Here is a 24,750-nt window from a genome sequence, read left to right on the forward strand (position 1 = left end):
GATACAGAGCAGACAGGAGACAAGCCATGGCGACCACAGCCCACCTCGATACCTTCGCGCGCGACCGCCTGCCGCCGCCCGATATGTGGCCGGTGTTCCGCTTCAATGCCGATACCGACTACCCGGAGCGGATGAATGCTGCGGTGGAACTGGTAGACCGCCATGTGCGCGAAGGCCGCGGCGAGCGCATCGCCATCCGCCATCGCCGGGACGGACAGATCGAGACGGTCACGTATGCGCAGCTGGCGGCGCTGGTGAACCGCGTCGCCCATGTGCTGGTCGAGGACATGCAGCTGGTGCCCGGCAATCGCGTGCTGCTGCGCGGGCCCAACAACCTGATGATGGCCGCCAGCTGGCTGGCCACGCTCAAGGCGGGCCTGGTCGCGGTGCCGACCATGCCGCTGCTGCGCGCCAAGGAACTGAAGCAGATCATCGACAAGGCCCAGGTCGGCGCCGCGCTGTGCGATGCGCGGCTGCGCGAGGAACTCGATGCCAACCTGCAGGCCGGCGGCGAATTCCATTGCCCGAGCCTGGCGCGCACGCTGTACTTCAACGGTGAAGGCGAGGGTTCGCTGGAGGCGGCGATGGCGGGCAAGCCGGATGCCTTCGAGGCCTGCGACACCGCCAGCGACGACGTCTGCCTGATCGCCTTTACCAGCGGCACCACCGGCCAGCCCAAGGGCACCATGCACTTCCATCGCGACGTGCTGGCCATGTGCGACCTGTTCCCGCGCCACGTGCTGCGCCCGCGGCCCGACGACGTGTTCTGCGGCACGCCGCCGATCGCGTTCACCTTCGGGCTGGGCGGCATGCTGTGTTTCCCGCTGCGCATCGGCGCCAGCGCCGTGCTGGCCGAGAAGCTGACGCCAGAGACGCTGCTCGGGCTGATCCAGGATTTCCGCGCCACCATTGTCTTTACCGCCCCGACCTTCTACCGGCAGATGGCAGCGCTGGCGCGGCGCTACGACCTGTCCAGCCTGAAGAAGAGCGTGTCGGCCGGCGAAGCCCTGCCGGACGCCACGCGCCAGAGCTGGAAGGCGGCCACCGGCATCGAGATGACCGACGGCATCGGCGGCACGGAGATGATGCATATCTTTATCTCCAGCGCCGGCGCCGAGGTCAGGCCGGGCGCGATCGGGCGCGTGGTGCCGGGCTATGTCGCGCAGATCGTCGACGAGAACATGCAGCCCCTGCCGCCGGGGCAGGTCGGCAAGCTCGCGGTGCAGGGGCCGACCGGCTGCCGCTACCTGGACGATCCACGCCAGTCCAACTATGTGAAGGCGGGCTGGAACCTGCCGGGCGATACCTTTTTCGTCGACGAGGACGGCTACTACTTCTACCAGGCGCGTTCGGACGACATGATCATCTCGGCCGGCTACAACATCGCCGGGCCGGAGGTGGAAAGCGCACTGATGCAGCACGAGGCAGTGGCCGAATGCGGTGTGGTCGGCGCGCCCGACGACGGGCGCGGCCAGGTGGTGATGGCCTATGTGGTGCTGCGCGAGGGCGTGGCGGCGGACGACGCTACCCGCACCGCGCTGCAGGACTACGTGAAGCGCCAGATCGCGCCCTACAAGTACCCGCGCCGCATTGTGTTCGTGCCGGCGCTGCCGCGCACCGAGACCGGCAAGCTGCAGCGCTTCCGGCTGCGGCAGATGGCGGAGCAGGGCAATGGCGGCGGCAATGGCGGCGTCAACCAGGCGGGGAAGCCATGAGCCCCGTGTTCCGCAGCACCGTCCTGGTGCGCTTCAAGCACTGCGACGCCGCGGGCATCGTGTTCTACCCGCGCTATTTCGAGATGCTCAACGACCTGATCGAAGACTGGTTCAGCGAGGCGCTGGGCTGGCCCTTCGATGCCATGCATGGCGAGGGCCGCGCCGGCGTGCCGACCGCCGAGCTGGAGTGCCGCTTCCTGGCTCCGAGCCGGCTGGGCGAGGTGCTGACGCGCGAGCTGCGCGTGCTGAAGCTGGGCCAGTCCAGCTTTACCCTCGCGATCCGCTTCGCCGGCCCGCATGACGATACCCGCATGGAAGTGACGCAGCGGCTGGTCTGCGTCGATACCGGCTCGATTGCTCCGCAGCCGTTGCCCGATGCCGTGCGCCAGGCCATGTCGTCCTACCTGGTCGCGACGGCCTGAATCCCCGAATTCCATCTACTCATACAGATACCAACAGGAAAACGCACCATGAACATCCTGCAGCCGCCCGACTGGGCGCCCCCGCGTGGCTACGCCAACGGCACCATGACCGAAATGCAGGTCGGCAGCCGCCTCCTCTTTGTCAGCGGCCAGATCGGCTGGACCGGCAAATGTGAATTCGAGACCGACGACTTCGGCCTGCAGGTGGCGCAGGCGCTGCGCAACGTGGTTGCCGTGCTGGCGGCCGGCGACGCGCTGCCCGAGCATATCGTGCGCATGACCTGGTATGTGAAGGACAAGGCGGAATATGTCGGCGCCTATGGGGCGATCGGCCAGCATTACCGGGCCATCATCGGCCGCCACTTTCCGGCGATGACGGCGGTCGAGGTCGCGGACCTGGTGGAGCCGCGCGCCAAGGTGGAAATCGAGGTCACGGCGGTCGTGCCGCCGCGGGCGTAACGTAGCAGGCACAGGGCTGGATGGTGGCCGGCGGCGTGGCGCAGCCGGCGCCTGCCGCGTGCAAGTCCTTGAAAACTTGAGAAATTGGGTTGCGCGGGATATAATTCGAAAGTTTCGCTTTCAGAACCCTTCACCCTAGCGCCTACCGCTTTCCACCTTCCGCCGCCCCCAGCCGCGCCGCCTTTGCTGTCCGCATTCAATGTGACGCAAGGAGCATGTCGCAACCGGATCCGACCGCATCGGCGCAATGCCGCTGCCGCCGTCACGGATCCAGCCTGGGAGGCACGAGGCGTCGATTGGTCGGTCACGGGGTGAGTCCAGCAGGAGCCTACCCGTGTTACCGTCTTTTCCGTCCGCCATTCTCGCGCTTGCAGACGGCACGGTCTTTCGTGGCTATTCCATTGGCGCTTCCGGCCATACCATCGGTGAAGTGGTGTTCAACACCGCCATCACCGGTTACCAGGAAATCCTCACCGACCCGAGTTACTCCCGGCAGATCGTCACGCTGACGTATCCGCATATCGGTAACTACGGGGTCAATCCTGAGGATGTCGAAGCCACGAAAGTCCATGCCGCCGGCCTGATCATCAAGGATCTGCCGATCCTGGCCTCGAACTTCCGCAAGGAGCACACCCTTGCCCACTACCTGAAGCAGGAAAAGGTGGTGGCCATCGCCGGCATCGATACGCGCAAGCTGACGCGTATCCTGCGCGAAAAGGGTGCCCAGAACGGCTGCATCCTGGCCGGCGAAGACAATGTCCAGAAGGCCATCGACCTGGCCCGCTCGTTCCCCGGCCTGGCCGGCATGGACCTGGCCAAGGTGGTCTCGGTCAAGGAACCGTACGAGTGGACCCAGTCCGAATGGAAGCTGGGCGAAGGCTACGGCAAGCAGGACAAGCCGCAATTCCACGTGGTCGCCTATGACTACGGCGTCAAGTACAACATCCTGCGCATGCTGGCCGAGCGCGGCTGCAAGGTCACGGTGCTGCCCGCGCAGGCGAGCGCCGCCGACGCGCTGGCGCTGAATCCGGACGGTGTGTTCCTGTCCAACGGCCCCGGCGACCCCGAGCCGTGCGACTACGCCATCGCCGCCACGCGCGAGTTCATCGAGCGCGGCATCCCGACCTTCGGCATCTGCCTGGGCCACCAGATCATGGCGCTGGCAGTTGGCGCCAAGACCCTGAAGATGAAGTTCGGCCACCACGGCGCCAACCACCCGGTCAAGGACCTGGACGATGGCCGCGTGGTGATCACGTCGCAGAACCACGGCTTCGCGGTCGATGCGGACACGCTGCCGTCGAACGTGCGCGTGACGCACAAGTCGCTGTTCGACGGTTCGCTGCAGGGTTTCGCGCTGACCGACAAGCCGGCTTTCTGCTTCCAGGGCCACCCGGAGGCGTCGCCCGGTCCGAACGACGTGGCTTACCTGTTCGACCGCTTCATCAAGCTGATGACGGACGCGCGCAAGTAAGCGGGCAAGAAGAACAGCGCAGACCTCAGGGACATCCCATGAACGCCTTCATGCATACCGCTTTCGGCATCACCGATTTCTGGACCTATGTGCTGGGCACGATCTTTATCGTGCTGCTGCCGGGGCCGAACTCGATGTATGTGCTGTCGGTGGCGGCGCAGCGCGGCGTGCGCGCCGGCTACAAGGGCGCGTGCGGGGTGTTCCTGGGCGACTTCGTGCTGATGGTGCTGTCGGCGGCGGGCGTGGCCTCGCTGCTCAAGGCCAGCCCGGCGCTGTTCTACGTGGTGAAGTACGTTGGCGCGGCCTACCTGGCGTGGATTGGTTTCAGCATGCTGCGCGGCGCGCTGCGCAACTGGGCCGCGCGCGGCGATGCCGCCGCCACCGCGCCGGTTAGCAAGGCCGACCAGTCCGACCCGTTCCGCAAGGCGTTGCTGATCAGCCTGCTGAACCCGAAGGCGATCCTGTTCTTCATCTCGTTCTTCATCCAGTTTGTCGACCCGGCCTTCGCTTACCCGGTGCTGTCGTTCTCCGTGCTGGGCCTGGTCGCCCAGTTCTGCAGCTTTGCCTACCTGACCACGATCATCTTCGTGGGCGCGAAGCTGGCCGACGCATTCCGGCGCCGCCGGCGCCTGTCGGCGGGCATGTCGAGCGGGGTGGGCGCGATGTTCATCGGCTTCGGCGCCAAGCTGGCGACGGCCACGATGAACTGAGCAAGACGATATTTTTGAATCCTGACGGATTCCCTGATTACCGGCGCGGTCCGCAGGCAAGGCGGGCCGGCCCATAAAGAGAGCGTGCAATGCCAAAACGCACAGACATCAAGAGCATCCTGATCATCGGCGCGGGCCCCATCATCATCGGCCAGGCGTGCGAGTTCGACTACTCCGGCGCCCAGGCCTGCAAGGCGCTGCGCGAGGAAGGCTTCAAGGTCATCCTGGTCAATTCGAACCCGGCGACCATCATGACCGACCCCAACACGGCCGATGTGACCTACATCGAGCCGATCACCTGGGAAGTGGTCGAGCGCATCATCGAGAAGGAACGCCCGGACGCGATCCTGCCGACCATGGGCGGCCAGACCGCGCTGAACTGCGCGCTGGACCTGCACCGTCACGGCGTGCTGGAGAAATACAAGGTCGAGCTGATCGGCGCCTCGCCGGAAGCCATCGACAAGGCCGAGGACCGCCAGAAGTTCAAGGACGCCATGACCAAGATCGGTCTGGGTTCGGCCAAGTCGGGCATCGCCCACTCGATGGACGAAGCCATGGCCGTGCAGTCGCGCATTGCCCAGGAAACCGGCACCGGCGGCTACCCGATCGTGATCCGCCCGTCGTTCACGCTGGGCGGCAGCGGCGGCGGCATCGCCTACAACCGCGAAGAATTCGAAGAGATCTGCAAGCGCGGCCTGGACCTGTCGCCGACGCGCGAGCTGCTGATCGAAGAATCGCTGCTGGGCTGGAAAGAGTATGAGATGGAAGTGGTTCGCGACAAGAAGGACAACTGCATCATCATCTGCTCGATCGAGAACCTGGACCCGATGGGCATCCACACCGGCGACTCGATCACCGTCGCTCCAGCCCAGACCCTGACCGACAAGGAATACCAGATCCTGCGCAACGCGTCGCTGGCCGTGCTGCGCGAGATCGGCGTCGACACCGGCGGCTCCAACGTGCAGTTCTCGATCAACCCGAAGGACGGTCGCATGATCGTCATCGAGATGAACCCGCGCGTGTCGCGTTCGTCGGCGCTGGCCTCCAAGGCCACCGGCTTCCCGATCGCCAAGGTCGCGGCCAAGCTGGCCGTGGGCTACACGCTGGACGAGCTGAAGAACGAGATCACCGGCGGCGCGACCCCGGCTTCGTTCGAGCCGTCGATCGACTACGTGGTCACCAAGGTGCCGCGTTTCGCGTTTGAGAAATTCCCGCAGGCCGACAGCCACCTGACCACCCAGATGAAGTCGGTGGGCGAGGTGATGGCGATGGGCCGCACCTTCCAGGAATCGTTCCAGAAGGCCCTGCGCGGCCTGGAAGTGGGCGTCGACGGCCTGGACGAAAAGTCGTCGGACCGTGACGAGGTCGTCGAGGAAATCGGCGAAGCCGGCCCCGACCGCATCTGGTACGTGGGCGACGCCTTCCGCCTGGGCATGTCGCTGGAAGAGGTCTATGCCGAGACCGACATCGACCCCTGGTTCCTGGCCCAGATCGAAGACATCATCAAGACCGAAGGCCTGGTCAAGACGCGCACGCTGGAAAGCCTGTCGACCGCCGAGCTGCGTTTCCTGAAGCAGAAGGGCTTCTCCGACCGCCGCCTGGCCAAGCTGCTGAAGACCGACGCCAAGGCCGTGCGCGAAGCGCGCATCGCCCAGAACGTGCGCCCGGTCTACAAGCGCGTGGACACCTGCGCGGCCGAGTTCGCCACCAACACCGCCTACATGTACTCGACCTACGAGGCCGAGCATGGCGAGTGCGAGGCGCAGCCGACCGACAAGAAGAAGATCATGGTGCTGGGCGGCGGCCCGAACCGGATCGGTCAGGGCATCGAGTTCGACTACTGCTGCGTGCACGCCGCGCTGGCGCTGCGCGAAGACGGGTACGAGACCATCATGGTCAACTGCAACCCGGAAACCGTGTCGACCGACTATGACACCTCGGACCGCCTGTACTTCGAGCCGCTGACGCTGGAGGACGTGCTGGAGATCGTCGCGCTCGAGAAGCCGGTCGGCGTGATCGTGCAGTACGGCGGCCAGACCCCGCTGAAGCTGGCGCTGGACCTGGAAGCCAACGGCGTGCCCATCATCGGCACCAGCCCCGACATGATCGACGCGGCCGAAGACCGCGAGCGCTTCCAGAAACTGCTGCAGGAGCTGGGCCTGCGCCAGCCGCCCAACCGCACCGCGCGTGCCGAGGACGAGGCGCTGCGCCTGGCCGAAGAGATCGGCTACCCGCTGGTGGTGCGCCCGTCGTACGTGCTGGGCGGCCGCGCCATGGAAATCGTGCATGAGCCGCGCGACCTCGAGCGCTACATGCGCGAGGCCGTCAAGGTCTCGAACGATTCCCCGGTGCTGCTGGACCGCTTCCTGAACGACGCCATCGAGTGCGACGTCGATGCCATCTCCGACGGCAAGCGCGTCTTCATCGGCGGCGTGATGGAGCACATCGAGCAGGCTGGCGTGCACTCGGGCGACTCCGCCTGCTCGCTGCCGCCGTACTCGCTGTCGGCCGAGACCGTGGCTGAACTGAAGCGCCAGACCGCCGCGATGGCCAAGGCGCTGAACGTGATCGGCCTGATGAACGTGCAGTTCGCGATCCAGCAGAACGACGGCGTCGATACCGTCTATGTGCTGGAAGTGAACCCGCGCGCCTCGCGTACTGTGCCGTACGTGTCCAAGGCCACCGGCTTGCAGCTGGCCAAGATCGCCGCGCGCTGCATGGCGGGCCAGTCGCTGGACGAGCAGGGCATCGGCGAAGAAGTCATCCCGCCGTACTACAGCGTCAAGGAAGCGGTGTTCCCGTTCAACAAGTTCCCGGGCGTCGATCCGGTCCTCGGACCTGAAATGCGCTCGACCGGCGAAGTGATGGGGGTGGGCAAGGCCTTCGGCGAGGCGCTGTTCAAGAGCCAGCTGGCCGCGGGTTCGCGCCTGCCGGAGAAGGGCACCGTGCTGATCACCGTGAAGGACAGCGACAAGCCGCGCGCCGTTGGCGTGGCTCGCATGCTGCACGACATGGGCTACCCGATCGTTGCCACCCGCGGCACCGCCTCGGCCATCGAGGCCGCCGGCATCCCGGTCAAGACCGTCAACAAGGTCAAGGACGGCCGTCCGCATATCGTGGACATGATCAAGAACGGCGAACTGGCGCTGGTGTTCACCACTGTGGACGAAACCCGCACCGCGATTGCCGATTCGCGCTCGATCCGGACCTCGGCGCTGGCTCACCGCATTCCTTACTACACCACCATCGCCGGCGCCCGCGCCGCGGTGGAGGGCCTGAAGCACATGCAGAGCCTGGAGGTCTACGACCTGCAGAGCCTGCACGCCTCGCTGGCCTGAAGCCCCGCAGGTAAGGCAAGCGGCACATTGCCACTGGCCGGGCGGGTTGTGCCCGGTCAAGTCCAGGAAGCCCGCCGGAGTTGCTGCCGGCGGGCTTCCTGGCCTAAACTACGTCAAATTCGCCGATCGATGCGGCGTGCCCGCATTCGGTCCTGTCTGAAAGCCGCGGTTGAGCGGAAGTGCCCTGGCAGCATTGGCCAGGGATGGCTCCAGCTCCGCTGCGGCTCATTTTTTTGTTGAACGAAGACATGAGCACCATTCCGATTACCAAGCGTGGCGCAGAGCTCCTGAAGGAGGAACTGCAGCGCCTGAAGGCTGTCGAGCGTCCGTCGGTGATCAATGCGATCTCGGAAGCCCGCGCACAGGGCGACCTGTCTGAAAACGCCGAATACGACGCCGCCAAGGAAAAGCAAGCCTTTATCGAAGGCCGCATCCTGGAAGTGGAGGCCAAGCTGTCGGCCGCGCAGATCATCGACCCGACCCAGCTGGACACCGACGGCCGCATCGTCTTTGGCGCGACTGTGGACCTGGAAGACCTGGAGTCCGGCAGTCCCGTCAGCTACCAGATCGTGGGCGATGACGAAGCCGACATCGACGTCGGCAAGATCTCGGTCAGCTCGCCCATCGCGCGTGCGCTGATCGGCAAGTTCGAAGGCGACGTCGCAACCGTGCTGGCCCCTGGCGGCGAGCGCGAGTACGAAGTCATTACCGTACGCTATATCTGACGCCGGCCCGGCCGGCAGGCTTGCACCTGGCCCGGCCCCCGGAAAGACCGGCACGTGTTCTCCAATTCCTATAACAATCTGCCGCCGCTGCCGCACCGCATCTTCCTGCTGCTGACGGTGGTGTGGGCGGGCAGCCTCTGGACCGTCGGCTACATGGTGGCGCCGACTTTGTTTTCGGTGCTGCCCAGCCGCGAGATGGCGGGCATGATCGCCGGGCACCTGTTCCATACCGAGGCCATCGTCGGGGTCACCATCGGCGTGCTGCAGCTGGTGCTGTGCAACGTGATGATCCGGCGCGGTGCCCACCGCTATCGCGGCCTGCGCTGGCTGGTGCTGGGCATGTTGTGCTGCGTGCTGGCGGGCTACTTCGGCACCCAGCCGTTCATGGCCGGCCTGAAGGAAAAGGCGCTGGCACTGGGTGTCGGCGTTTCGGAATCGCCTTACAAGGCGCAGTTCGGCATGCTGCACGGCGTGTCGAGCGCCTTCTACCTGCTGCAAAGCCTGCTGGCGCTGGTGCTGGTGTGGCGCGCTTCGGCGCCGCGTTCGGCCGGGGAGTGAGGCCGGCCGCCGGCACGGCCACGGGCGTGGCGTGCCGGCATCGGGCGTCGCCTGGCAGCGACCCCGTCATGCTTCAGCTGATCGTGCTCAGCCCAGCGCCTTCTTCTTCTGGCTGGTCGGGCGTGCGCGCGAACGCTTCACATTGCCGCCGGCGGTGACGCGCTCGTTGCCAAGCACCGTGACTTCCTTGCGGGTCGGACGGCGGTTCGGCGCGGCGCTGGGCTTCTTGACCGTCACCGTGCGCGGGGCCGCGCCGCCACGGCGGGCGGGGGTGTGGCGGCCCAGGTCTTCGGCCTGGTTTTCCTTCAGGCGCGCTTCGCCCGGACGCCAGACCACCAGCAGCTTGCCGATATGCTGGATCGGCGCGGCGCTGAGCTGGTCGCAGATTTCCTCGTAGATGGCGATGCGCGCGTCGCGATCGTCGCCGAACACGCGGATCTTGATCAGGTCGTGGGCGGCCAGGCTGCGGTCGATCTCGGCCAGTACGGCACGGGTCAGGCCTTCGGCGCCGACCATCACGACCGGGTTCAGGGCATGGGCACGGGAGCGCAGGTCAGAGCGCTGGGCAGGGACTAGTTGTAGAGCGGGCATAGGTTGGCGCTGATTATTAGGCGCTTGAAATAGTGATAGAGCGCGTGGGCGCTGGAAATCGGGCGCTGCAGCCCGCGCCGGTCGTGACACGGCGGGTCGGGCAAGGACAGGCTGCCGACGGCCGCCCGGGGGCGGCAAGCCGGCAGCTGATAAGGCGAGCCGGCGGTCGGTATGCGGATTGGCGCGTATTATCCGTCAATCCGGCACTGTCGGGCAGCAAAATCATCAAAACAGTAGGAAAACCTTCGCGGGCGGCATTGAGCGGCGGGCGGGGCAGGGAACAGGCTGGTAACTGGCATGGCAAAAAACAAGTTCAATCATTCGTGGCTGCACGACCACATCAACGATCCGTACGTGAAAATGGCCCAGCGCGAGGGCTATCGCGCCCGCGCGGCCTACAAGCTCAAGGAGATCGACGAGCAGGACAAGCTGATCCGCCCGGGGCAGGTGATCGTCGACCTGGGCGCGGCGCCGGGCAGCTGGAGCCAGTACGCCCGCAACAAGCTGGCGGACTCGCCCCGGGCCAAGGACGGCAGGATCGATGGCGCCGTGGTCGCGATCGACCTGCTGCCGATGGAACCGGTCGCCGACGTCACTTTCATCCAGGGGGACTTCCGCGAGGAATCGGTCTTCCGCGAACTGGAAAGTGTGGTGCTGGACGCCTCCGGCGGTAACAAGATTGACCTTGTTTTGTCGGACATGGCCCCCAATTTGTCCGGTGTGGCCTTCGCCGATGCAGCACGGATCGAGTACCTGTGCGACCTGGCGCTGGAATTTGCGCAGGCCCACCTTAAGCCGGAGGGGGCATTGCTGGTAAAGTGCTTCCACGGGAGCGGCTACAGCCAGATCGTGGAGAAGTTCAAACGGCATTTCAAAGTGGTTGCGAAACGCAAGCCCAAGGCGTCTCGCGACAAGTCTTCCGAAACCTTTATCCTTGGGCGCTACCTCAAGGCAGTGGATTGACCGGTCTCGATACAAGCCAGGGCGAAAAAAGAAGCGTGGAAAGTGCCCCACCCGGTGCTATCGGCATCATAGTTTCTCTGTTTCCCCCCGAGGGCGGGCGCTGCATTACAATGCAGCTATCCGTTGGCAAGGCAATTGCAAAGGAGTTCGGCCTTGAATAACAACCTGTTTCAAAAGGCGGCAATCTGGCTCGTGATCGCGCTGGTGTTGTTTACCGTCTTCAAGCAGTTCGACAAGCCCCGTGCGCAGGACAGCGTCACCTATTCGCAGTTCATGGATGACGCCAAGAATGGCAAGGTGTCGCGTGTCGACGTGCAGGGCCGCAACCTGGTGGTCTCGCCTAAGGAAGGCGCCAAGTACACCATCATCTCGCCGGGCGACATCTGGATGGTTGGCGACCTGATGAAGTACGGCGTCCAGGTGACCGGCAAGGCGGACGACGAACCCAACGTGCTGGTCCAGGCCCTGTATTACCTCGGGCCGACCCTGCTGATCATCGTGTTCTGGTTCTACATGATGCGCCAGATGCAGGGGGGCGGCAAAGGCGGCGCTTTCTCATTCGGCAAATCGCGTGCGCGCCTGATCGACGAGAACCAGAACGCCGTCACGTTCCAGGACGTGGCCGGCTGCGACGAGTCCAAGGAAGAAGTGGTCGAGCTGGTCGACTTCCTGAAGGACCCGCAGAAGTTCCAGAAGCTGGGCGGGCGCATCCCGCGCGGCGTGCTGCTGGTCGGCCCTCCGGGTACCGGCAAGACGCTGCTGGCGCGCGCCATTGCCGGCGAGGCCAAGGTACCGTTCTTCAGCATCTCGGGTTCCGACTTTGTGGAAATGTTCGTCGGCGTGGGTGCGGCCCGCGTGCGCGACATGTTCGAGAACGCCAAGAAGCAGGCACCCTGCATCGTGTTCATCGATGAAATCGACGCGGTTGGCCGCCATCGTGGCGCCGGCATGGGCGGCGGCAACGACGAGCGCGAGCAGACCCTGAACCAGATGCTGGTCGAGATGGACGGCTTCGAGGCCAACTCGGGCGTGATCGTGATCGCCGCGACCAACCGTGCCGACGTGCTGGACAAGGCGCTGCTGCGTCCGGGCCGTTTCGACCGCCAGGTCTACGTGGGCCTGCCGGACATCCGCGGCCGCGAGCAGATCCTGAAGGTCCATATGCGCAAGGTGCCGATCGGCAACGATGTCGACGCCTCGATCATCGCGCGCGGCACCCCGGGCTTCTCGGGCGCGGACCTGGCCAACCTGGTCAACGAAGCCGCACTGTTTGCCGCCCGCCGGAGCAAGCGCGTGGTCGATATGCAGGACTTCGAAGATGCCAAGGACAAGATCTATATGGGTCCGGAGCGCAAGTCGACGGTCATGCGCGAAGAAGAGCGCCGGGCCACGGCTTACCACGAGTCGGGCCATGCGGTGGTGGCCAAGCTGCTGCCCAAGGCCGATCCGGTGCACAAGGTCACCATCATGCCGCGTGGCTGGGCGCTGGGCGTGACCTGGCAGCTGCCGGAGCATGACAAGTATTCGAAGTACAAGGACAGCATGCTGGAAGAGGTTGCCATCCTCTTCGGCGGCCGCGCGGCGGAAGAGGTCTTCCTCAACGCCATGAGCACCGGTGCTTCCAACGACTTCGAGCGCGCCACCAAGCTTGCCCGCGACATGGTGACCCGCTTCGGTATGAGCGATTCGCTGGGTGCCATGGTCTACGTGGATACCGAGCAGGATGGCATGTTCGGCAAGCTGTCGTCGAAGACCGTGTCGGAAGCCACGCAGCAGAAGGTCGACGCCGAGATCCGCCGCATCATCGACGAGCAATACGCGCTGGCCAAGCGCCTGCTCGAAGAGAACCGCGACAAGGTCGAAGCCATGACCAACGCGCTGATGGAATGGGAAACCATCGATGCCGACCAGGTCAACGACATCATGGCCGGCAAGCCGCCGCGTCCGCCGCGCAGCGCGTCGGGCCCGAACGGCGGCGGCAGCACGCCTCCGGGCGGCTCGCCGGTGGCGCCGCCGACCAACGCGCCCGCCACGGCCTGATCCTGGTTCGTTCACAGACGACGCCGTAGTGATGGCTGTGTAGTGCCTGTCCCTGAAGCCGGTGCCTGGTGCACCGGCTTTTCCTTTTGCGCGGCATCCGCGGCGCCCGGATTGAATCAAGCATTCCTACCTTGCAGCAGACTTCTCAGACCCGGTATTTCCAGTGCGGCCGTTTTCGCTTTGCCCTGGACCAGCGCCCGCTGGTGATGGGTATCCTCAACGTCACGCCCGATTCTTTCTCCGATGGCGGCCAGCATGCCAGCCGGAACGCGGCGCTGCGCCATGCCGGGCAGATGATCGCCGAGGGTGTGGACATCATCGACATCGGCGGGGAATCGAGCCGGCCCGGTTCGGCGGCGCTGCCGCTGGAAGACGAACTGGCGCGCGTGATCCCGGTGGTGGAAGCGCTGCGCGACTGCGGCAAGCCGCTCTCGGTCGATACCTACAAGCCCGAGGTCATGCGCGCCGCGCTTGCGGCCGGAGCCGATCTCATCAACGATATCTGGGGTTTCCGTATGCCGGGCGCGGTCGAGGCCGTGGCGGCGGGGCAGGCGGGCCTGTGCGTGATGCATATGCAGCGCGATCCGCAGACCATGCAGGAAGACCCGCACTACGATGACGTGGTCGCCGAGGTGGCCGGGTTCCTTGCCGAGCGCATTGCCGTGCTGCGCGCTGCCGGCATCGACGATGCGCGCATCTCCCTCGATCCGGGGTTTGGCTTCGGCAAGACACCCGATCATAATTTGCGCCTGCTCGGCCAACTGCCGCGGCTGGCACTTGAGGGCCTGCCGGTGCTGGCGGGCATCTCGCGCAAGTCCACGCTGGGCGCGGTCCTCGGTGGCCGGCCGCCGCAGCAGCGTGTTGCGGCCAGCATTGCCGCCGCGGTGTGTGCGCTGGAGCGCGGAGCATTTATCGTGCGCGTGCATGATGTGGAGCAGACGGTGGATGCCGTGAAGACCTGGTGGGCGGTGCGCAACGAGTCCGTTGGCGCGGCCTGAATCAGCCGCGGCCACCGCAGACAGATCAACGACCAGAGTAAAGAAAGGGAATCAGCGAATGACACGCAAGTATTTCGGGACAGATGGCGTGCGGGGCAGGGTCGGCGAGGCGCCGATCACGCCGGACTTCGTGATGCGCCTGGGCCATGCGGCCGGCAAGGTGCTGGCCCACGGCGCCAAGACCGGGCAAGGCAAGCCGACCGTGCTGATTGGCAAGGACACGCGCATTTCCGGCTATATGCTGGAAGCGGCGCTGGAAGCCGGCTTTACCTCGGCCGGCGTGCACGTGCTGCTGACCGGCCCGCTGCCGACGCCGGGCATCGCCTACCTGACGCGGGCGCTGCGCCTGTCCGCGGGCGTGGTGATCTCGGCCAGCCACAATCCCTACTACGACAACGGCATCAAGTTCTTTTCGGCCGACGGCGACAAGCTGCCGGATGCGGTCGAGGCGGAGATCGAGGCTGCCATCGAAGAGCCGATGGTGTGCGCGCCGTCCGATGACCTGGGCCGCGCGCGCCGCATCAACGATGCCCCCGGCCGATATATCGAGTTCTGCAAGAGTACCTTCCCGCATGAGCAGGACCTGTACGGCCTGAAGCTGGTGGTCGACTGCGCCCATGGCGCGGCCTACCACATCGCGCCGCACGTGTTCCATGAGTTGGGCGCCGACGTGGTTTCGATCGGCAACCAGCCGGACGGCCGCAATATCAACGACGGCTACGGCGCCACGGCGCCGGGCAAGCTGGTTGAGGCGGTCAAGGCACATGGAGCCGACCTGGGCCTGGCCTTTGACGGCGACGCCGACCGCTTGCAGGTGGTGGATGCCGACGGCCGTCTCTACAACGGCGACGAATTGCTGTATCTGATCGTGCGCGACCGCCAGGCCGCTGGGCAGGCGGTGCCGGGTGCCGTGGGCACGCTGATGACCAATATGGCGGTGGAGCTGGCGCTCAAGCGCCAGGGCGTGGAATTCGTGCGCGCCAAGGTAGGCGACCGCTATGTGCTGGAAGAGTTGAACAAGCGCAGCTGGACCCTTGGCGGCGAGGGCTCCGGCCACCTGCTGTGCCTGGACCGCCACAGCACCGGCGACGGCATCGTGTCGGCGCTGCAGGTGCTGGCCGCGCTGCGCCGCAGCGGCAAGACGCTGGCGCAGTTGCTCGAGGGCGTAAGGCTGTTCCCGCAGACGCTCATCAACGTGCGCGTGCAGAAAGGCTTCGACTGGCAGTCGCATGCCGGCCTGCAGGCCGCGCGCGCGGCGGTCGAGCCTGAACTGGAGGGGCGCGGCCGGGTGCTGATCCGTGCCTCCGGCACCGAACCGGTGGTGCGCGTGATGGTCGAGGCCGAGCAGGCCGAAATGGCCGAGCGCGCGGCCAGGCGGCTGGCCGATGCCTTGAGCGCCTGATACGCCGCCCCCTGACCAGAAACGCCGGGCCAGTCCCGGCGTTTTTTTATTCCATAACGCAATTAACCGCCGTCATATTGCGTCACCATGACTGCCGGATGGTAGCGGCGATCCCTTGCTGGAGGCCGGTTCCAAGAAGATTTAAAGATGTCACGGAATTGTCATACAGGGAGCATAGAGTTCGTCTTGTCAAAAATTTGTCATTCCCAACCAATGTTCTCTGGAGGACATATGAAGCTGGTCAAGACTGCCGTGGCAGGCATCGTTTCGATGGTGGTGGCGGGCACTGCGTTCGCGGCGGAAATTACCGGTGCAGGCGCTTCTTTCCCCGCGCCCGTGTATTCCAAGTGGGCCGACGCATACCAAAAAGCAACGGGTAACAAGGTCAACTATCAATCCATCGGTTCGTCGGGCGGGATCAAGCAGATCGGCGCCAAGACGGTCGATTTCGGTGCCTCGGACGCGCCGCTGAAGGACGAGGACCTGAACAAGCAGGGCCTGGTCCAGTTCCCGACCGTGATCGGCGGCGTGGTGCCGGTGATCAACCTGCAGGGCGTGAAGCCGGGCGAACTGACCATCACGGGCGAAGTGCTGGCCAACATCTACCTGGGCAAGATCAAGAAGTGGGATGACCCCGCGATCAAGGCGCTGAACCCGCAGGCCAAGCTGCCGAGCCAGGACATCCTGCCGGTGCGCCGCGCCGACGGTTCGGGCACGACCTTCATCTTCACCAACTACCTGTCCAAGGTCAGCCCGGACTGGAAGAGCGCGGTGGGCGAGGGCACCACGGTCAACTGGCCGGGCGGCGGCACCGGCGGCAAGGGCAACGAGGGCGTCGCCGCCTTCGTGCAGCGCCTGAACGGTGCGATCGGCTACGTCGAGTACGCCTACGCCAAGCAGAATAAGATGACCCACGTGAACATGAAGAACGCGTCGGGTGCCGTGGTCAAGCCGGGCGACGATGCCTTCAAGGCTGCCGCCGCCGGTGCGGACTGGAGCAAGACCTACTACCAGATCCTGACCAACCAGCCGGGCAAGGAAGCCTGGCCGATCGCCGGCGCCACCTTCATCCTGGTCCACAAGAACCAGGAAAAGGCCGCGCAGGGTGCCGAAGTGCTGAAGTTCTTCGACTGGGCCTACAAGAGCGGCGCCAACATGGCTGCCGACCTCGACTACGTGCCGCTGCCGGAAAACGTTGTGAACCAGATCCGTTCGACCTGGAAGACCAGCGTCAAGGACGCCTCGGGCAAGGCGCTGTACTGATCCTGACGGCATCGCCGGCCCCGCGCGAGTGCGGGGCCGGTGGCCGGGCTGCCCGAAACTGGCCCGGACACCGGGCTCCCGCCCAGGCGGGAGCGGCGATCCACCCTGAATTCCCGACATGGCGACTACCCCCTCCGAGATCCGCAACGTCCAGCCCCCGAGCCGCATGGGCGACATCCTGTTCGGCGGCCTGACGCGGGGCGCCGCGATCGTGACCCTGCTGCTGCTGGGCGGCATCATCGTCTCGCTCGCGATCAGCGCCTGGCCGTCGATCCAGACCTTCGGCGCGCGCTTCCTGTGGACCGCGGAGTGGGATCCTCCCGCCGATGTCTATGGCGCGCTGGTGCCCATCTACGGCACCATCGTGACCTCGCTGATCGCGCTGATCATCGCGGTGCCGGTGAGCTTCGGCATCGCGCTGTTCCTGACCGAGCTGTCGCCGGCCTGGCTGCGCCGCCCGCTGGGCACCGCCATCGAACTGCTCGCCGCGGTGCCGTCGATCGTCTACGGCATGTGGGGCCTGCTCGTGTTCGCGCCGATCTTCGGCGAGTATTTCCAGAAGCCCCTGGCCGCCACGGTGGGCCAGCTGCCGGTGGTCGGCAAGCTGTTCCAGGGCGCGCCGCTGGGCATCGGCTTGCTGTGCGCGGGCGTGATCCTGGCGATCATGATCATCCCGTACATCGCTTCGGTGATGCGCGACGTGTTTGAAGTCACCCCGGTGCTGCTCAAGGAATCCGCCTACGGCGTGGGCTGCACCACCTGGGAAGTGATGTGGAACGTGGTGCTGCCCTATACCCGCGCGGGTGTCATCGGCGGCGTGATGCTGGGCCTGGGCCGCGCGCTGGGCGAGACCATGGCCGTCACCTTCGTGATCGGCAACACCAACCTGCTGGACAGCGCCTCGCTGTTCTCGCCGGGCAACAGCATCACCTCGGCGCTCGCCAACGAATTCGCCGAAGCCGGCGCCGGCCTGCACACCGCCGCGCTGATGGAACTGGGCCTGATCCTGTTCTTCATTACCTTTGTGGTGCTGGCGCTGTCCAAGCTGCTGCTGCTGCGACTGGCAAAGAATGAGGGAACCAAATGAGCGCGAGTCAAGCCGTGTCTACCGTATCGATCCCGGCGGTCCGCCCCGACGCGGATGCCATCCGCACCCGGCTGCAGGCGCGCCGCCGCCGCACCAACCTGTATGCACTGACCGCCTCGCTGGTGGCGATGGGCTTCGGCCTGTTCTGGCTGGCGTGGATCCTGTGGACTACCGTCACGCTGGGCGTGGGCGGCCTGTCGCTGGACCTGTTCACGCAGATGACCCCGGCGCCGAATACCGCCGGCGGCGGCCTGGCCAACGCCATCTTCGGCAGCTTCGTGATGGTCGGCATGGCCACGCTGTTTGGCACGCCGCTGGGCATCCTGGCCGGCATCTACCTGGCCGAGTACGGCAAGAGCTCGCCGCTGGCCAGCTTTATCCGCTTTATCAACGACATCCTGCTGTCGGCGCCGTCGATCGTGATCGGGCTCTTTGTCTACGCGCTGGTGGTGACCCGCATGGGCCACTTCTCGGGCTGGGCCGGGATCTGCGCGTTGGCGCTGCTGCAGGTGCCGATCGTGGTGCGCACCACCGAGAACATGCTGAACCTGGTGCCCAACGCGCTGCGCGAGGCGGCCTTCGCACTCGGCACTCCCAAGTGGAAGATGGTGCTGTCGATCACGGTGAAGTCATCCTACGCCGGCATTGTGACCGGGGTGTTGCTGGCCGTCGCCCGTATCGCCGGCGAGACCGCGCCGCTGCTGTTCACCGCGCTGTCCAACCAGTTCTGGACCAGCGACCTGAACAAGCCGATGGCCAACCTGCCGGTGACGATCTTCCGCTTTGCCATGAGCCCGTTCACCGAATGGCAGCAACTGGCCTGGGCGGGTGTGTTCCTGATTACGATTGGCGTGCTGGCCCTGAATATCCTGGCGCGCATCCTGTTCAAGAAATAAGCGGCGCGGCCGGTAATCCGTCCCGCCCTAAAGACTGCAAGCGAGAAACGCAATGACCTCCACCGTCATCGACATTCCCGATTCGGTACGCGCCAAGATCGACGTGCGCAATCTGAACTTCTACTACAGCCAGTTCCATGCGCTGAAAGACATCAACATGTCGATCCCGGACCGCAAGGTCACGGCCTTTATCGGGCCGTCGGGCTGCGGCAAGTCGACGCTGCTGCGCACCTTCAACAAGATGTATGCGCTGTACCCCGAGCAGCGCGCCGAGGGTGAGATCAACATGGACGGCGAAAACCTGCTGACCGCGCGCCAGGACATCGCGCTGCTGCGCGCCAAGGTCGGCATGGTGTTCCAGAAGCCGACGCCGTTCCCGATGTCGATCTACGACAACATCGCCTTCGGCGTGCGCCTGTTCGAGAAGCTGTCGCGCTCGGAGATGGACGACCGCGTGGAATGGGCGCTGACCAAGGCGGCGCTGTGGAACGAGGCCAAGGACAAGCTGCACCAGTCCGGCTACGGCCTGTCCGGCGGCCAGCAGCAGCGCCTGTGCATCGCGCGCGGCATTGCCATCCGCCCGGAAGTGCTGCTGCTGGACGAGCCATGCTCGGCGCTTGACCCGATCTCCACCGGCCGCATCGAAGAGCTGATCGCGGAACTGAAGGATGAGTACACCGTGGTGATCGTTACCCACAACATGCAGCAGGCGGCGCGCTGCTCGGACTACACCGCCTACATGTACCTGGGCGAGCTGATCGAGTTCGGCGAGACCGAGAAGATCTTCATCAAGCCGCACCGCAAGGAAACGGAAGACTACATTACAGGCCGGTTCGGCTGATCGTTACCGCAGGGCGTAGCATATCCATAAGCGGCCAGGAGAATCCCATGCCAGACAAGCACCTGTCGACCCAGTTCGACGCCGACCTCAACGCGATCAACACCAAGCTGCTGCAGATGGGCGGCCTGGTCGAGTCGCAGATCGAGCTCGCCATGCGCGCGCTGGCCGACTTCGATGGCGAGACCGCCGACCAGGTCATCGCCCGGGAGATCCAGCTCAACGCGCTGGAAGTCGAGATCGATGCCGACTGCGGCAACATCATTGCCCGGCGCCAGCCGACCGCGCGCGACCTGCGCCTGGTGATGGCCATCTCCAAGACCATCACCAACCTGGAGCGCGCCGGCGACGAAGCCGAGAAGATCGCCAAGCGCACCAAGCACATCATGGAAGACGCGTCGGCGCACAGCATCAACTACGCCGAGGTCAAACTCTCGGGCGAGATGGCGATCTCGCTGCTGCGCCAGGCGCTGGACGCCTTTGCGCGCCTGGACACCGTGGCGGCGGCGCGCATCGTCAAGGACGACAAGGCCATCGACGAGGAATTCCGCGGCTTCGTGCGCAAGCTGATCACGTACATGATGGAAGACCCGCGTACGATCTCGGTCGCGCTGGATTTCCTGTTCATCGCCAAGGCCGTCGAGCGCATCGGCGATCACGCCAAGAACATCGCGGAATTTATCATTTACATTGTCAAGGGGACGGACGTCCGCCATGTCTCGCGCGAGGACATGGAGCGCGAAGCGCTGAGCTGAACTCAGCCGCCCACGGAGAACAATTACATGCCAAGCAGTATTCTCGTTGTCGAAGACGAACCGGCGATCGCCGAACTGATCGCCGTGAACCTGCAGCACGCGGGGCACTATCCGATCCGGGCCTATAACGCCGAGCAGGCGCTGTCGCTGATGAGCGATGTGCTGCCCGACCTGGTGCTGCTCGACTGGATGCTCCCGGGCAAGTCGGGCGCGAACTTCGCCAAGGAGTTGCGGGCCAACGACCGCACCCGCCAGATCCCCATCATCATGCTGACCGCCCGCGGCGAGGAGCAGGACAAGGTGATGGGGCTTGAGGCCGGCGCCGACGACTACGTCACCAAGCCGTTCTCGCCCAAGGAACTGCTGGCGCGGATCAAGGCGGTGCTGCGCCGCCGTGCGCCGCAGCTGACCGACGATGTGGTGGCCATCAACGGCCTGCGCCTGGACCCGGCCACGCACCGCGTCACCGGCCAGGACGAGAGCGGCGCGATCAAGCTGGAGCTGGGTCCGACCGAGTTCCGCCTGCTGCACTTCCTGATGACGCATCCGGAACGCGTGCACAGCCGCTCGCAACTGCTCGACCAGGTCTGGGGCGACCATGTCTTTGTCGAGGAGCGTACCGTCGACGTCCATATCAAGCGCCTGCGCGCCGCGCTCACCCCCGGCGGCTACAGCAATATGATCGAAACCGTGCGCGGCAGTGGCTACCGCCTGGCGCGCACGCCCGGCGCCTGACGCGCCGGACACGGGAGGGCGGCTTGACGTGCTGCCCTGCCAGAGCCCACGCTGCTGGCAGGGCGCGGGGAATTCGTGGCACACTCCGTCGCAACCCTGCAGCCTTCCCTGGCTGCGAGCCTGAACCCTGCGCATGAATGTCATCTGGGCCCGTTCCGTGGCCATCCTGATCAGCCTGCTGGTGCTGTCCGCCGGTGTTTACCTGGCCGTGGGCCCGGTGCCGGCGCTGGCGCTGGCATGCGTATCGCTGCTCGGGCTGCTGTTCTACTACCTGTACCAGATCAACCGCCTGTGGAAGGTGCTCGATGCGCCGGTCTACGGCGAGATCCCCAGTGCACTCGGACTTTGGGGCGAGGTGTATTACCGGCTGCACCGGCTGGTCAAGCGCTGGCGCACCCAGGTGCTGCAGGTCGAGCAGCAGCACACGCGCTTTATCCAGGCCATCCAGGCTTCGCCCAACGGCGTGCTGATGCTGGACGACGCCGACCAGATCGAGTGGTGCAACGACGTGGCCGAGCAGCACTTCGGCCTGAACGCGCGGCGCGACGTGCGCCAGCGCATCACCCACCTGATCCGCCGGCCCGAGTTCGTCCACTACCTGACCCGGCAGCGTTTTGACGATCCGCTGGTGATGCGCGACATGGGCGAACACAAGCACAGCGTGATCGCGGTGCAGATCCTGCCCTATGGCGACAACCGCAAGCTGGTGATCACGCAGGACATCACCAAGCTCGAAAACACCGAGGCGATGCGGCGCGACTTCGTTGCCAACGTGTCGCACGAACTGAAGACGCCGCTGACGGTGCTGACCGGCTTCCTGGAGACCGTGCGCGACCTGCCGGTATCGGAAGACGACCGGCGCCGCTACATCGACATGATGCTGGCGCAGTCGGTGCGCATGCAGAGCATCGTCGAAGACCTGCTGGCGCTGGCCAAGCTGGAAAGCGATGCGCAGCCGCCCGGCAATGACATCGTGCCGATCCGTGCCATGGTGGCGCACCTGACCCACGACGCCGAGGCGCTGTCGCAGGGACGGCACCAGGTCTCGGCCGAGATCGACCCGACCGTCGGCATGCGCGGCGCAGAGACCGAGTTGCTGTCGGCGCTGGGCAACCTGGTGTCGAACGCCGTGCGCTACACGCCGGACGGCGGGCGCATCACCATCAAGCTGGCCTGGGAAGAGGGTCATGCCGTGTTCTCGGTGGCCGATACCGGCCTGGGCATCGCTCCCGAGCATATTCCCCGGCTGACCGAGCGCTTCTACCGCGTGGACCGCAGCCGCTCGCGCGACACCGGCGGCACCGGGCTGGGGCTGGCCATCGTCAAGCACGTGCTGTCACGCCACCATGCGGACCTGCGCGTGACCAGCGAAGAGGGCCGGGGCAGCGTGTTCCGCGTGATCTTCCCGCTTGAACGCAGCCTGCGTTCGGCCGTGGAGGGCGCGGACATGCCAGCGCCAGGCAGCGGCCCGACCGCGCCGCCGCAGTCGCCGGACACCTCGCGGCGCGCCGCCTGAGCCGGAAAGGAAAACCCCGCCGCGGCGGGGTTTTGCATGTTATGCCTCAGGGAAGCCTCCTCGGCTCCTGGCGCAAGGTGGGCAACAGAAGCCCGCTCAGGGCATCCCCCCAAACATCACCAGCATATCGTTCTGGCTCACATGTGGACGCTTCGAGCGCGTCTGCTTGCGTGCATAGTTGCCGTCCGGCTGCATGATCCACGCCGAGGCGTTGTCGCGCAGGTGCACCTGCAGGCTTTCCTTGATGACGCGTGCCTTCAGCGCCTTGTCCAGCACCGGGAAGGCAACTTCCACGCGGCGGAACAGGTTGCGGTCCATCCAGTCGGCGCTGGACAGGTACAGCACCTCTTCGCCGCCGGCGTGGAAGTAGTAGACCCGGTGGTGTTCCAGGAAGCGGCCGATGATCGAGCGCACCGAGATGTTCTCGGACATGCCCGGGACGCCCGGCATCAGCGCGCACACGCCGCGCACGATCAGGTCGATCTTCACCCCCGCGCGCGAGGCCTTGTACAGCTCGTCGATGATCGATGGCTCCAGCAGCGCGTTCATCTTGGCGATGATGCGCGCGGGCTTGCCGGCGCGCGCGTTGCGGGCCTCGGCGCGGATATGGTCGACCAGGTTGCTCTGCATGGTGAAGGGCGACTGCCACAGGTGGTTCAGCCGGATGGTGCCGGCGGTGCCGGTCAGCAGCTGGAACACGTGGTGCACGTCTTCGCAGATCTCCTCGTTGGCCGTCAGCAGGCCGAAGTCGGTGTAGAGGCGGGCGGTGCGCGGATGGTAGTTGCCGGTGCCGAGGTGGGCGTAGCGCCGCAGCTTGACCTGCTTGGCCTTGGGGCCGGTGGGCTCGCGCCGCACGATCAGCAGCATCTTGGCGTGGCACTTGTGGCCGACCACGCCGTAGATCACGTGTGCGCCCGCGGATTCCAGGCGCTCGGCCCAGTTGATGTTGGTTTCCTCGTCAAAGCGCGCCAGCAGCTCCACCACCACGGTCACTTCCTTGCCGTTGCGCGCGGCGGTCATCAGCGCTTCCATCACCAGCGACTCATTGCCGGTGCGATAGACGGTCTGCTTGATCGCGACCACGTTGGGGTCGGCCGCGGCCAGCTGCAGCAGGTCGAGCACGGAACTGAAGCTCTCGTACGGGTGGTGCAGCAGCACGTCCTGCTGTCGCATCACGTCGAACATCGACGCGCCGGCGGAGAAGGCCTTGACCGGGGCGGGCACATACGGCGCAAACTTCAGCGCGGGCCGGTCCACCATGTCGGGGATCTGCATCAGCCGCACCAGGTTCACCGGGCCGGAAACACGATACAGGTCCTGCTCGGCGAGGCCCGATTCCAGCAGCAGCCGGCGCGCCAGCGGTGCCGGCGTGTCCGACGAGACTTCCAGGCGCACGGTATCGCCGAAATGGCGCGTGGGCAGCTCGCCCTGCAGCGCCTCGCGCAGGTCGGTGATCTCGTCTTCCGAGACGAACAGGTCGGAGTTGCGCGTGACGCGGAACTGGTAGCAGCCGTGCACGGCAATCGCCGGGAACAGCTCATGCACGAAGCCCTGCATGAACGACGACAGCATCACGAAGCCATACGGGTAGCCCGACAGCTTCTCCGGCATCTTCACCACGCGCGGCAGCGCGCGCGGCGCCTGCACGATGGCCAGGTCGGCCTCGCGGCCGAAGGCGTCCTTGCCGGACAATTCCACCACGAAGTTCAGGCTCTTGTTGAGCACGCGGGGAAAGGGGTGGGCGGGATCCAGTGCAATCGGGGTCAGCACCGGCCCCAGTTCGCGCTGGAAGAATTCGCGCGCCCATTCGCGCTGGGCGTCGGTCCAGGTGGTGGTCAGGTGGAAAAAGACCCCCTCTTTTTCAAGTAGTGGAAAAATGGTGTTCTGCAGCATGTCATACTGCGAAGCCACAAGCCGTTGCGTGCGCTCGGTGACAAGCTGGTAGGTCTGCTGGAATGACAGGCCGTCCGGCGTCAGCCCCGAAGCGTTGTCGCGCATCTGTTCCTTCAGGCCCGCCATGCGGATTTCAAAGAACTCGTCCAGGTTGCTGGACACGATGCAGATGAATTTCAGCCGCTCCAGCAGCGGGACCTTCGGGTCCGCCGCTTGCGCCAGCACGCGGGCATTGAATTCCAGGATGCCCAGTTCGCGGTTGAGCAGCGTACTGGACGGAGTCGTCGACATGAGCATGACCTTCTTTTGGTAATGTGGCGACTTTTTCATAAAAACGTGTCACTTTTATGACAGTTTGATTTTGTCATGATGCAG

The 24,750-nt window shown here is 65.3% G+C and carries 21 protein-coding genes; 19 read left to right on the forward strand and 2 right to left on the reverse strand.

Annotation, left to right across the window (positions count from 1 at the left end):
* The first annotated feature begins 26 nt into the window (after positions 1-26).
* The 8 genes from AC3WVS_RS23820 to AC3WVS_RS23855 all read left to right on the forward strand — a co-directional run bounded on the left by AC3WVS_RS23820 (position 27) and on the right by AC3WVS_RS23855 (position 9,398).
* Entirely contained in the window at positions 27-1,715 is a 1,689-nt protein-coding gene (locus AC3WVS_RS23820; protein WP_492320590.1) for an AMP-binding protein, read from the forward strand.
* Positions 1,712-2,137, forward strand: a complete 426-nt coding sequence (locus tag AC3WVS_RS23825; protein WP_492320591.1) for an acyl-CoA thioesterase — start codon at positions 1,712-1,714, stop codon at positions 2,135-2,137. Before AC3WVS_RS23820 ends, AC3WVS_RS23825 begins: the two co-directional genes overlap by 4 nt.
* A gap of 48 nt (positions 2,138-2,185) precedes the next feature.
* Positions 2,186-2,596 carry a RidA family protein gene (locus AC3WVS_RS23830; protein WP_010814323.1) on the forward strand — a complete coding sequence of 137 codons (411 nt, stop codon included), beginning with the start codon at positions 2,186-2,188 and terminating at the stop codon, positions 2,594-2,596.
* Positions 2,597-2,930: 334 nt separating this feature from the next.
* Complete coding sequence (gene carA, locus AC3WVS_RS23835) at positions 2,931-4,067, forward strand: glutamine-hydrolyzing carbamoyl-phosphate synthase small subunit (RefSeq protein ID WP_492320592.1); 1,137 nt, start codon at positions 2,931-2,933, stop codon at positions 4,065-4,067.
* Positions 4,068-4,105: 38 nt separating this feature from the next.
* Positions 4,106-4,777 carry a leucine efflux protein LeuE gene (gene leuE / locus AC3WVS_RS23840; protein ID WP_439670747.1) on the forward strand — a complete coding sequence of 224 codons (672 nt, stop codon included), beginning with the start codon at positions 4,106-4,108 and terminating at the stop codon, positions 4,775-4,777.
* Between the two features lie 89 nt (positions 4,778-4,866).
* Positions 4,867-8,115, forward strand: a complete 3,249-nt coding sequence (gene carB, locus AC3WVS_RS23845) for a carbamoyl-phosphate synthase large subunit (protein WP_492320593.1) — start codon at positions 4,867-4,869, stop codon at positions 8,113-8,115.
* Positions 8,116-8,363: 248 nt separating this feature from the next.
* Positions 8,364-8,840 (forward strand): transcription elongation factor GreA, encoded by a 477-nt coding sequence (gene greA, locus AC3WVS_RS23850; RefSeq protein WP_492320594.1) that lies wholly within the window; start codon positions 8,364-8,366, stop codon positions 8,838-8,840.
* Between the two features lie 54 nt (positions 8,841-8,894).
* Positions 8,895-9,398 (forward strand): DUF4149 domain-containing protein, encoded by a 504-nt coding sequence (locus AC3WVS_RS23855; protein WP_010814318.1) that lies wholly within the window; start codon positions 8,895-8,897, stop codon positions 9,396-9,398.
* Between the two features lie 87 nt (positions 9,399-9,485).
* On the opposite strand, the gene AC3WVS_RS23860 is transcribed toward AC3WVS_RS23855, so the two are convergent.
* Entirely contained in the window at positions 9,486-9,989 is a 504-nt protein-coding gene (locus tag AC3WVS_RS23860; RefSeq protein ID WP_010814317.1) for a YhbY family RNA-binding protein, read from the reverse strand.
* Positions 9,990-10,286: 297 nt separating this feature from the next.
* Between AC3WVS_RS23860 and AC3WVS_RS23865 the strand changes: the two genes are divergently transcribed.
* The 11 genes from AC3WVS_RS23865 to phoR all read left to right on the forward strand — a co-directional run bounded on the left by AC3WVS_RS23865 (position 10,287) and on the right by phoR (position 22,482).
* Positions 10,287-10,952: an RlmE family RNA methyltransferase gene (locus AC3WVS_RS23865; RefSeq protein ID WP_010814316.1), complete on the forward strand. Its 666-nt coding sequence runs from the start codon at positions 10,287-10,289 to the stop codon at positions 10,950-10,952.
* A 153-nt stretch (positions 10,953-11,105) separates the two neighbouring features.
* Positions 11,106-12,992, forward strand: a complete 1,887-nt coding sequence (gene ftsH, locus AC3WVS_RS23870) for an ATP-dependent zinc metalloprotease FtsH (RefSeq protein WP_492320595.1) — start codon at positions 11,106-11,108, stop codon at positions 12,990-12,992.
* A gap of 131 nt (positions 12,993-13,123) precedes the next feature.
* Entirely contained in the window at positions 13,124-13,990 is an 867-nt protein-coding gene (folP, locus tag AC3WVS_RS23875) for a dihydropteroate synthase (RefSeq protein WP_492320596.1), read from the forward strand.
* Positions 13,991-14,048: 58 nt separating this feature from the next.
* A complete protein-coding gene (glmM, locus tag AC3WVS_RS23880) occupies positions 14,049-15,392 on the forward strand; it encodes a phosphoglucosamine mutase (protein ID WP_492320597.1) in 1,344 nt (447 codons plus the stop codon).
* Between the two features lie 231 nt (positions 15,393-15,623).
* Complete coding sequence (gene pstS, locus AC3WVS_RS23885) at positions 15,624-16,655, forward strand: phosphate ABC transporter substrate-binding protein PstS (protein WP_492320598.1); 1,032 nt, start codon at positions 15,624-15,626, stop codon at positions 16,653-16,655.
* 118 nt (positions 16,656-16,773) lie between these two features.
* The gene (gene pstC / locus AC3WVS_RS23890; RefSeq protein WP_011615657.1) at positions 16,774-17,742 is read left to right on the forward strand and encodes a phosphate ABC transporter permease PstC; all 969 of its coding nucleotides are present in this window, start codon (positions 16,774-16,776) and stop codon (positions 17,740-17,742) included.
* On the forward strand, positions 17,739-18,638 hold the full coding sequence (pstA, locus tag AC3WVS_RS23895; protein WP_492320599.1) for a phosphate ABC transporter permease PstA: 900 nt from the start codon (positions 17,739-17,741) through the stop codon (positions 18,636-18,638). Before pstC ends, pstA begins: the two co-directional genes overlap by 4 nt.
* Positions 18,639-18,690: 52 nt before the next feature.
* Positions 18,691-19,479, forward strand: coding sequence for a phosphate ABC transporter ATP-binding protein PstB (pstB, locus tag AC3WVS_RS23900; RefSeq protein ID WP_013957282.1), 789 nt, complete (start codon positions 18,691-18,693; stop codon positions 19,477-19,479).
* 47 nt (positions 19,480-19,526) lie between these two features.
* Positions 19,527-20,231, forward strand: coding sequence for a phosphate signaling complex protein PhoU (gene phoU, locus AC3WVS_RS23905; RefSeq protein ID WP_018309301.1), 705 nt, complete (start codon positions 19,527-19,529; stop codon positions 20,229-20,231).
* Between the two features lie 27 nt (positions 20,232-20,258).
* The gene (gene phoB / locus AC3WVS_RS23910; protein ID WP_492320600.1) at positions 20,259-20,966 is read left to right on the forward strand and encodes a phosphate regulon transcriptional regulator PhoB; all 708 of its coding nucleotides are present in this window, start codon (positions 20,259-20,261) and stop codon (positions 20,964-20,966) included.
* Between the two features lie 133 nt (positions 20,967-21,099).
* Positions 21,100-22,482 (forward strand): phosphate regulon sensor histidine kinase PhoR, encoded by a 1,383-nt coding sequence (gene phoR, locus AC3WVS_RS23915; RefSeq protein ID WP_492320601.1) that lies wholly within the window; start codon positions 21,100-21,102, stop codon positions 22,480-22,482.
* Positions 22,483-22,578: 96 nt separating this feature from the next.
* On the opposite strand, the gene ppk1 is transcribed toward phoR, so the two are convergent.
* Complete coding sequence (gene ppk1, locus AC3WVS_RS23920; protein WP_081050189.1) at positions 22,579-24,705, reverse strand: polyphosphate kinase 1; 2,127 nt, start codon at positions 24,703-24,705, stop codon at positions 22,579-22,581.
* Positions 24,706-24,750: the final 45 nt, after the last annotated feature.

This window comes from Cupriavidus sp. CPT47-8839-RL05A (assembly GCF_058792255.1).

Excerpts from the sequence above, each read along its gene's own strand:
- AC3WVS_RS23820 (WP_492320590.1), top strand. The coding sequence starts at position 27 with ATGGCGACCACAGCCCACCTCGATACCTTCGCGCGCGACCGCCTGCCG.
- AC3WVS_RS23825 (WP_492320591.1), top strand. The coding sequence starts at position 1,712 with ATGAGCCCCGTGTTCCGCAGCACCGTCCTGGTGCGCTTCAAGCACTGC.
- AC3WVS_RS23830 (WP_010814323.1), top strand. The coding sequence starts at position 2,186 with ATGAACATCCTGCAGCCGCCCGACTGGGCGCCCCCGCGTGGCTACGCC.
- leuE (WP_439670747.1), top strand. The coding sequence starts at position 4,106 with ATGAACGCCTTCATGCATACCGCTTTCGGCATCACCGATTTCTGGACC.
- carB (WP_492320593.1), top strand. The coding sequence starts at position 4,867 with ATGCCAAAACGCACAGACATCAAGAGCATCCTGATCATCGGCGCGGGC.
- greA (WP_492320594.1), top strand. The coding sequence starts at position 8,364 with ATGAGCACCATTCCGATTACCAAGCGTGGCGCAGAGCTCCTGAAGGAG.
- AC3WVS_RS23860 (WP_010814317.1), bottom strand. The coding sequence starts at position 9,989 with ATGCCCGCTCTACAACTAGTCCCTGCCCAGCGCTCTGACCTGCGCTCC.
- AC3WVS_RS23865 (WP_010814316.1), top strand. The coding sequence starts at position 10,287 with ATGGCAAAAAACAAGTTCAATCATTCGTGGCTGCACGACCACATCAAC.
- glmM (WP_492320597.1), top strand. The coding sequence starts at position 14,049 with ATGACACGCAAGTATTTCGGGACAGATGGCGTGCGGGGCAGGGTCGGC.
- pstS (WP_492320598.1), top strand. The coding sequence starts at position 15,624 with ATGAAGCTGGTCAAGACTGCCGTGGCAGGCATCGTTTCGATGGTGGTG.
- pstC (WP_011615657.1), top strand. The coding sequence starts at position 16,774 with ATGGCGACTACCCCCTCCGAGATCCGCAACGTCCAGCCCCCGAGCCGC.
- pstA (WP_492320599.1), top strand. The coding sequence starts at position 17,739 with ATGAGCGCGAGTCAAGCCGTGTCTACCGTATCGATCCCGGCGGTCCGC.
- pstB (WP_013957282.1), top strand. The coding sequence starts at position 18,691 with ATGACCTCCACCGTCATCGACATTCCCGATTCGGTACGCGCCAAGATC.
- phoU (WP_018309301.1), top strand. The coding sequence starts at position 19,527 with ATGCCAGACAAGCACCTGTCGACCCAGTTCGACGCCGACCTCAACGCG.
- phoB (WP_492320600.1), top strand. The coding sequence starts at position 20,259 with ATGCCAAGCAGTATTCTCGTTGTCGAAGACGAACCGGCGATCGCCGAA.
- phoR (WP_492320601.1), top strand. The coding sequence starts at position 21,100 with ATGAATGTCATCTGGGCCCGTTCCGTGGCCATCCTGATCAGCCTGCTG.
- ppk1 (WP_081050189.1), bottom strand. The coding sequence starts at position 24,705 with ATGAAAAAGTCGCCACATTACCAAAAGAAGGTCATGCTCATGTCGACG.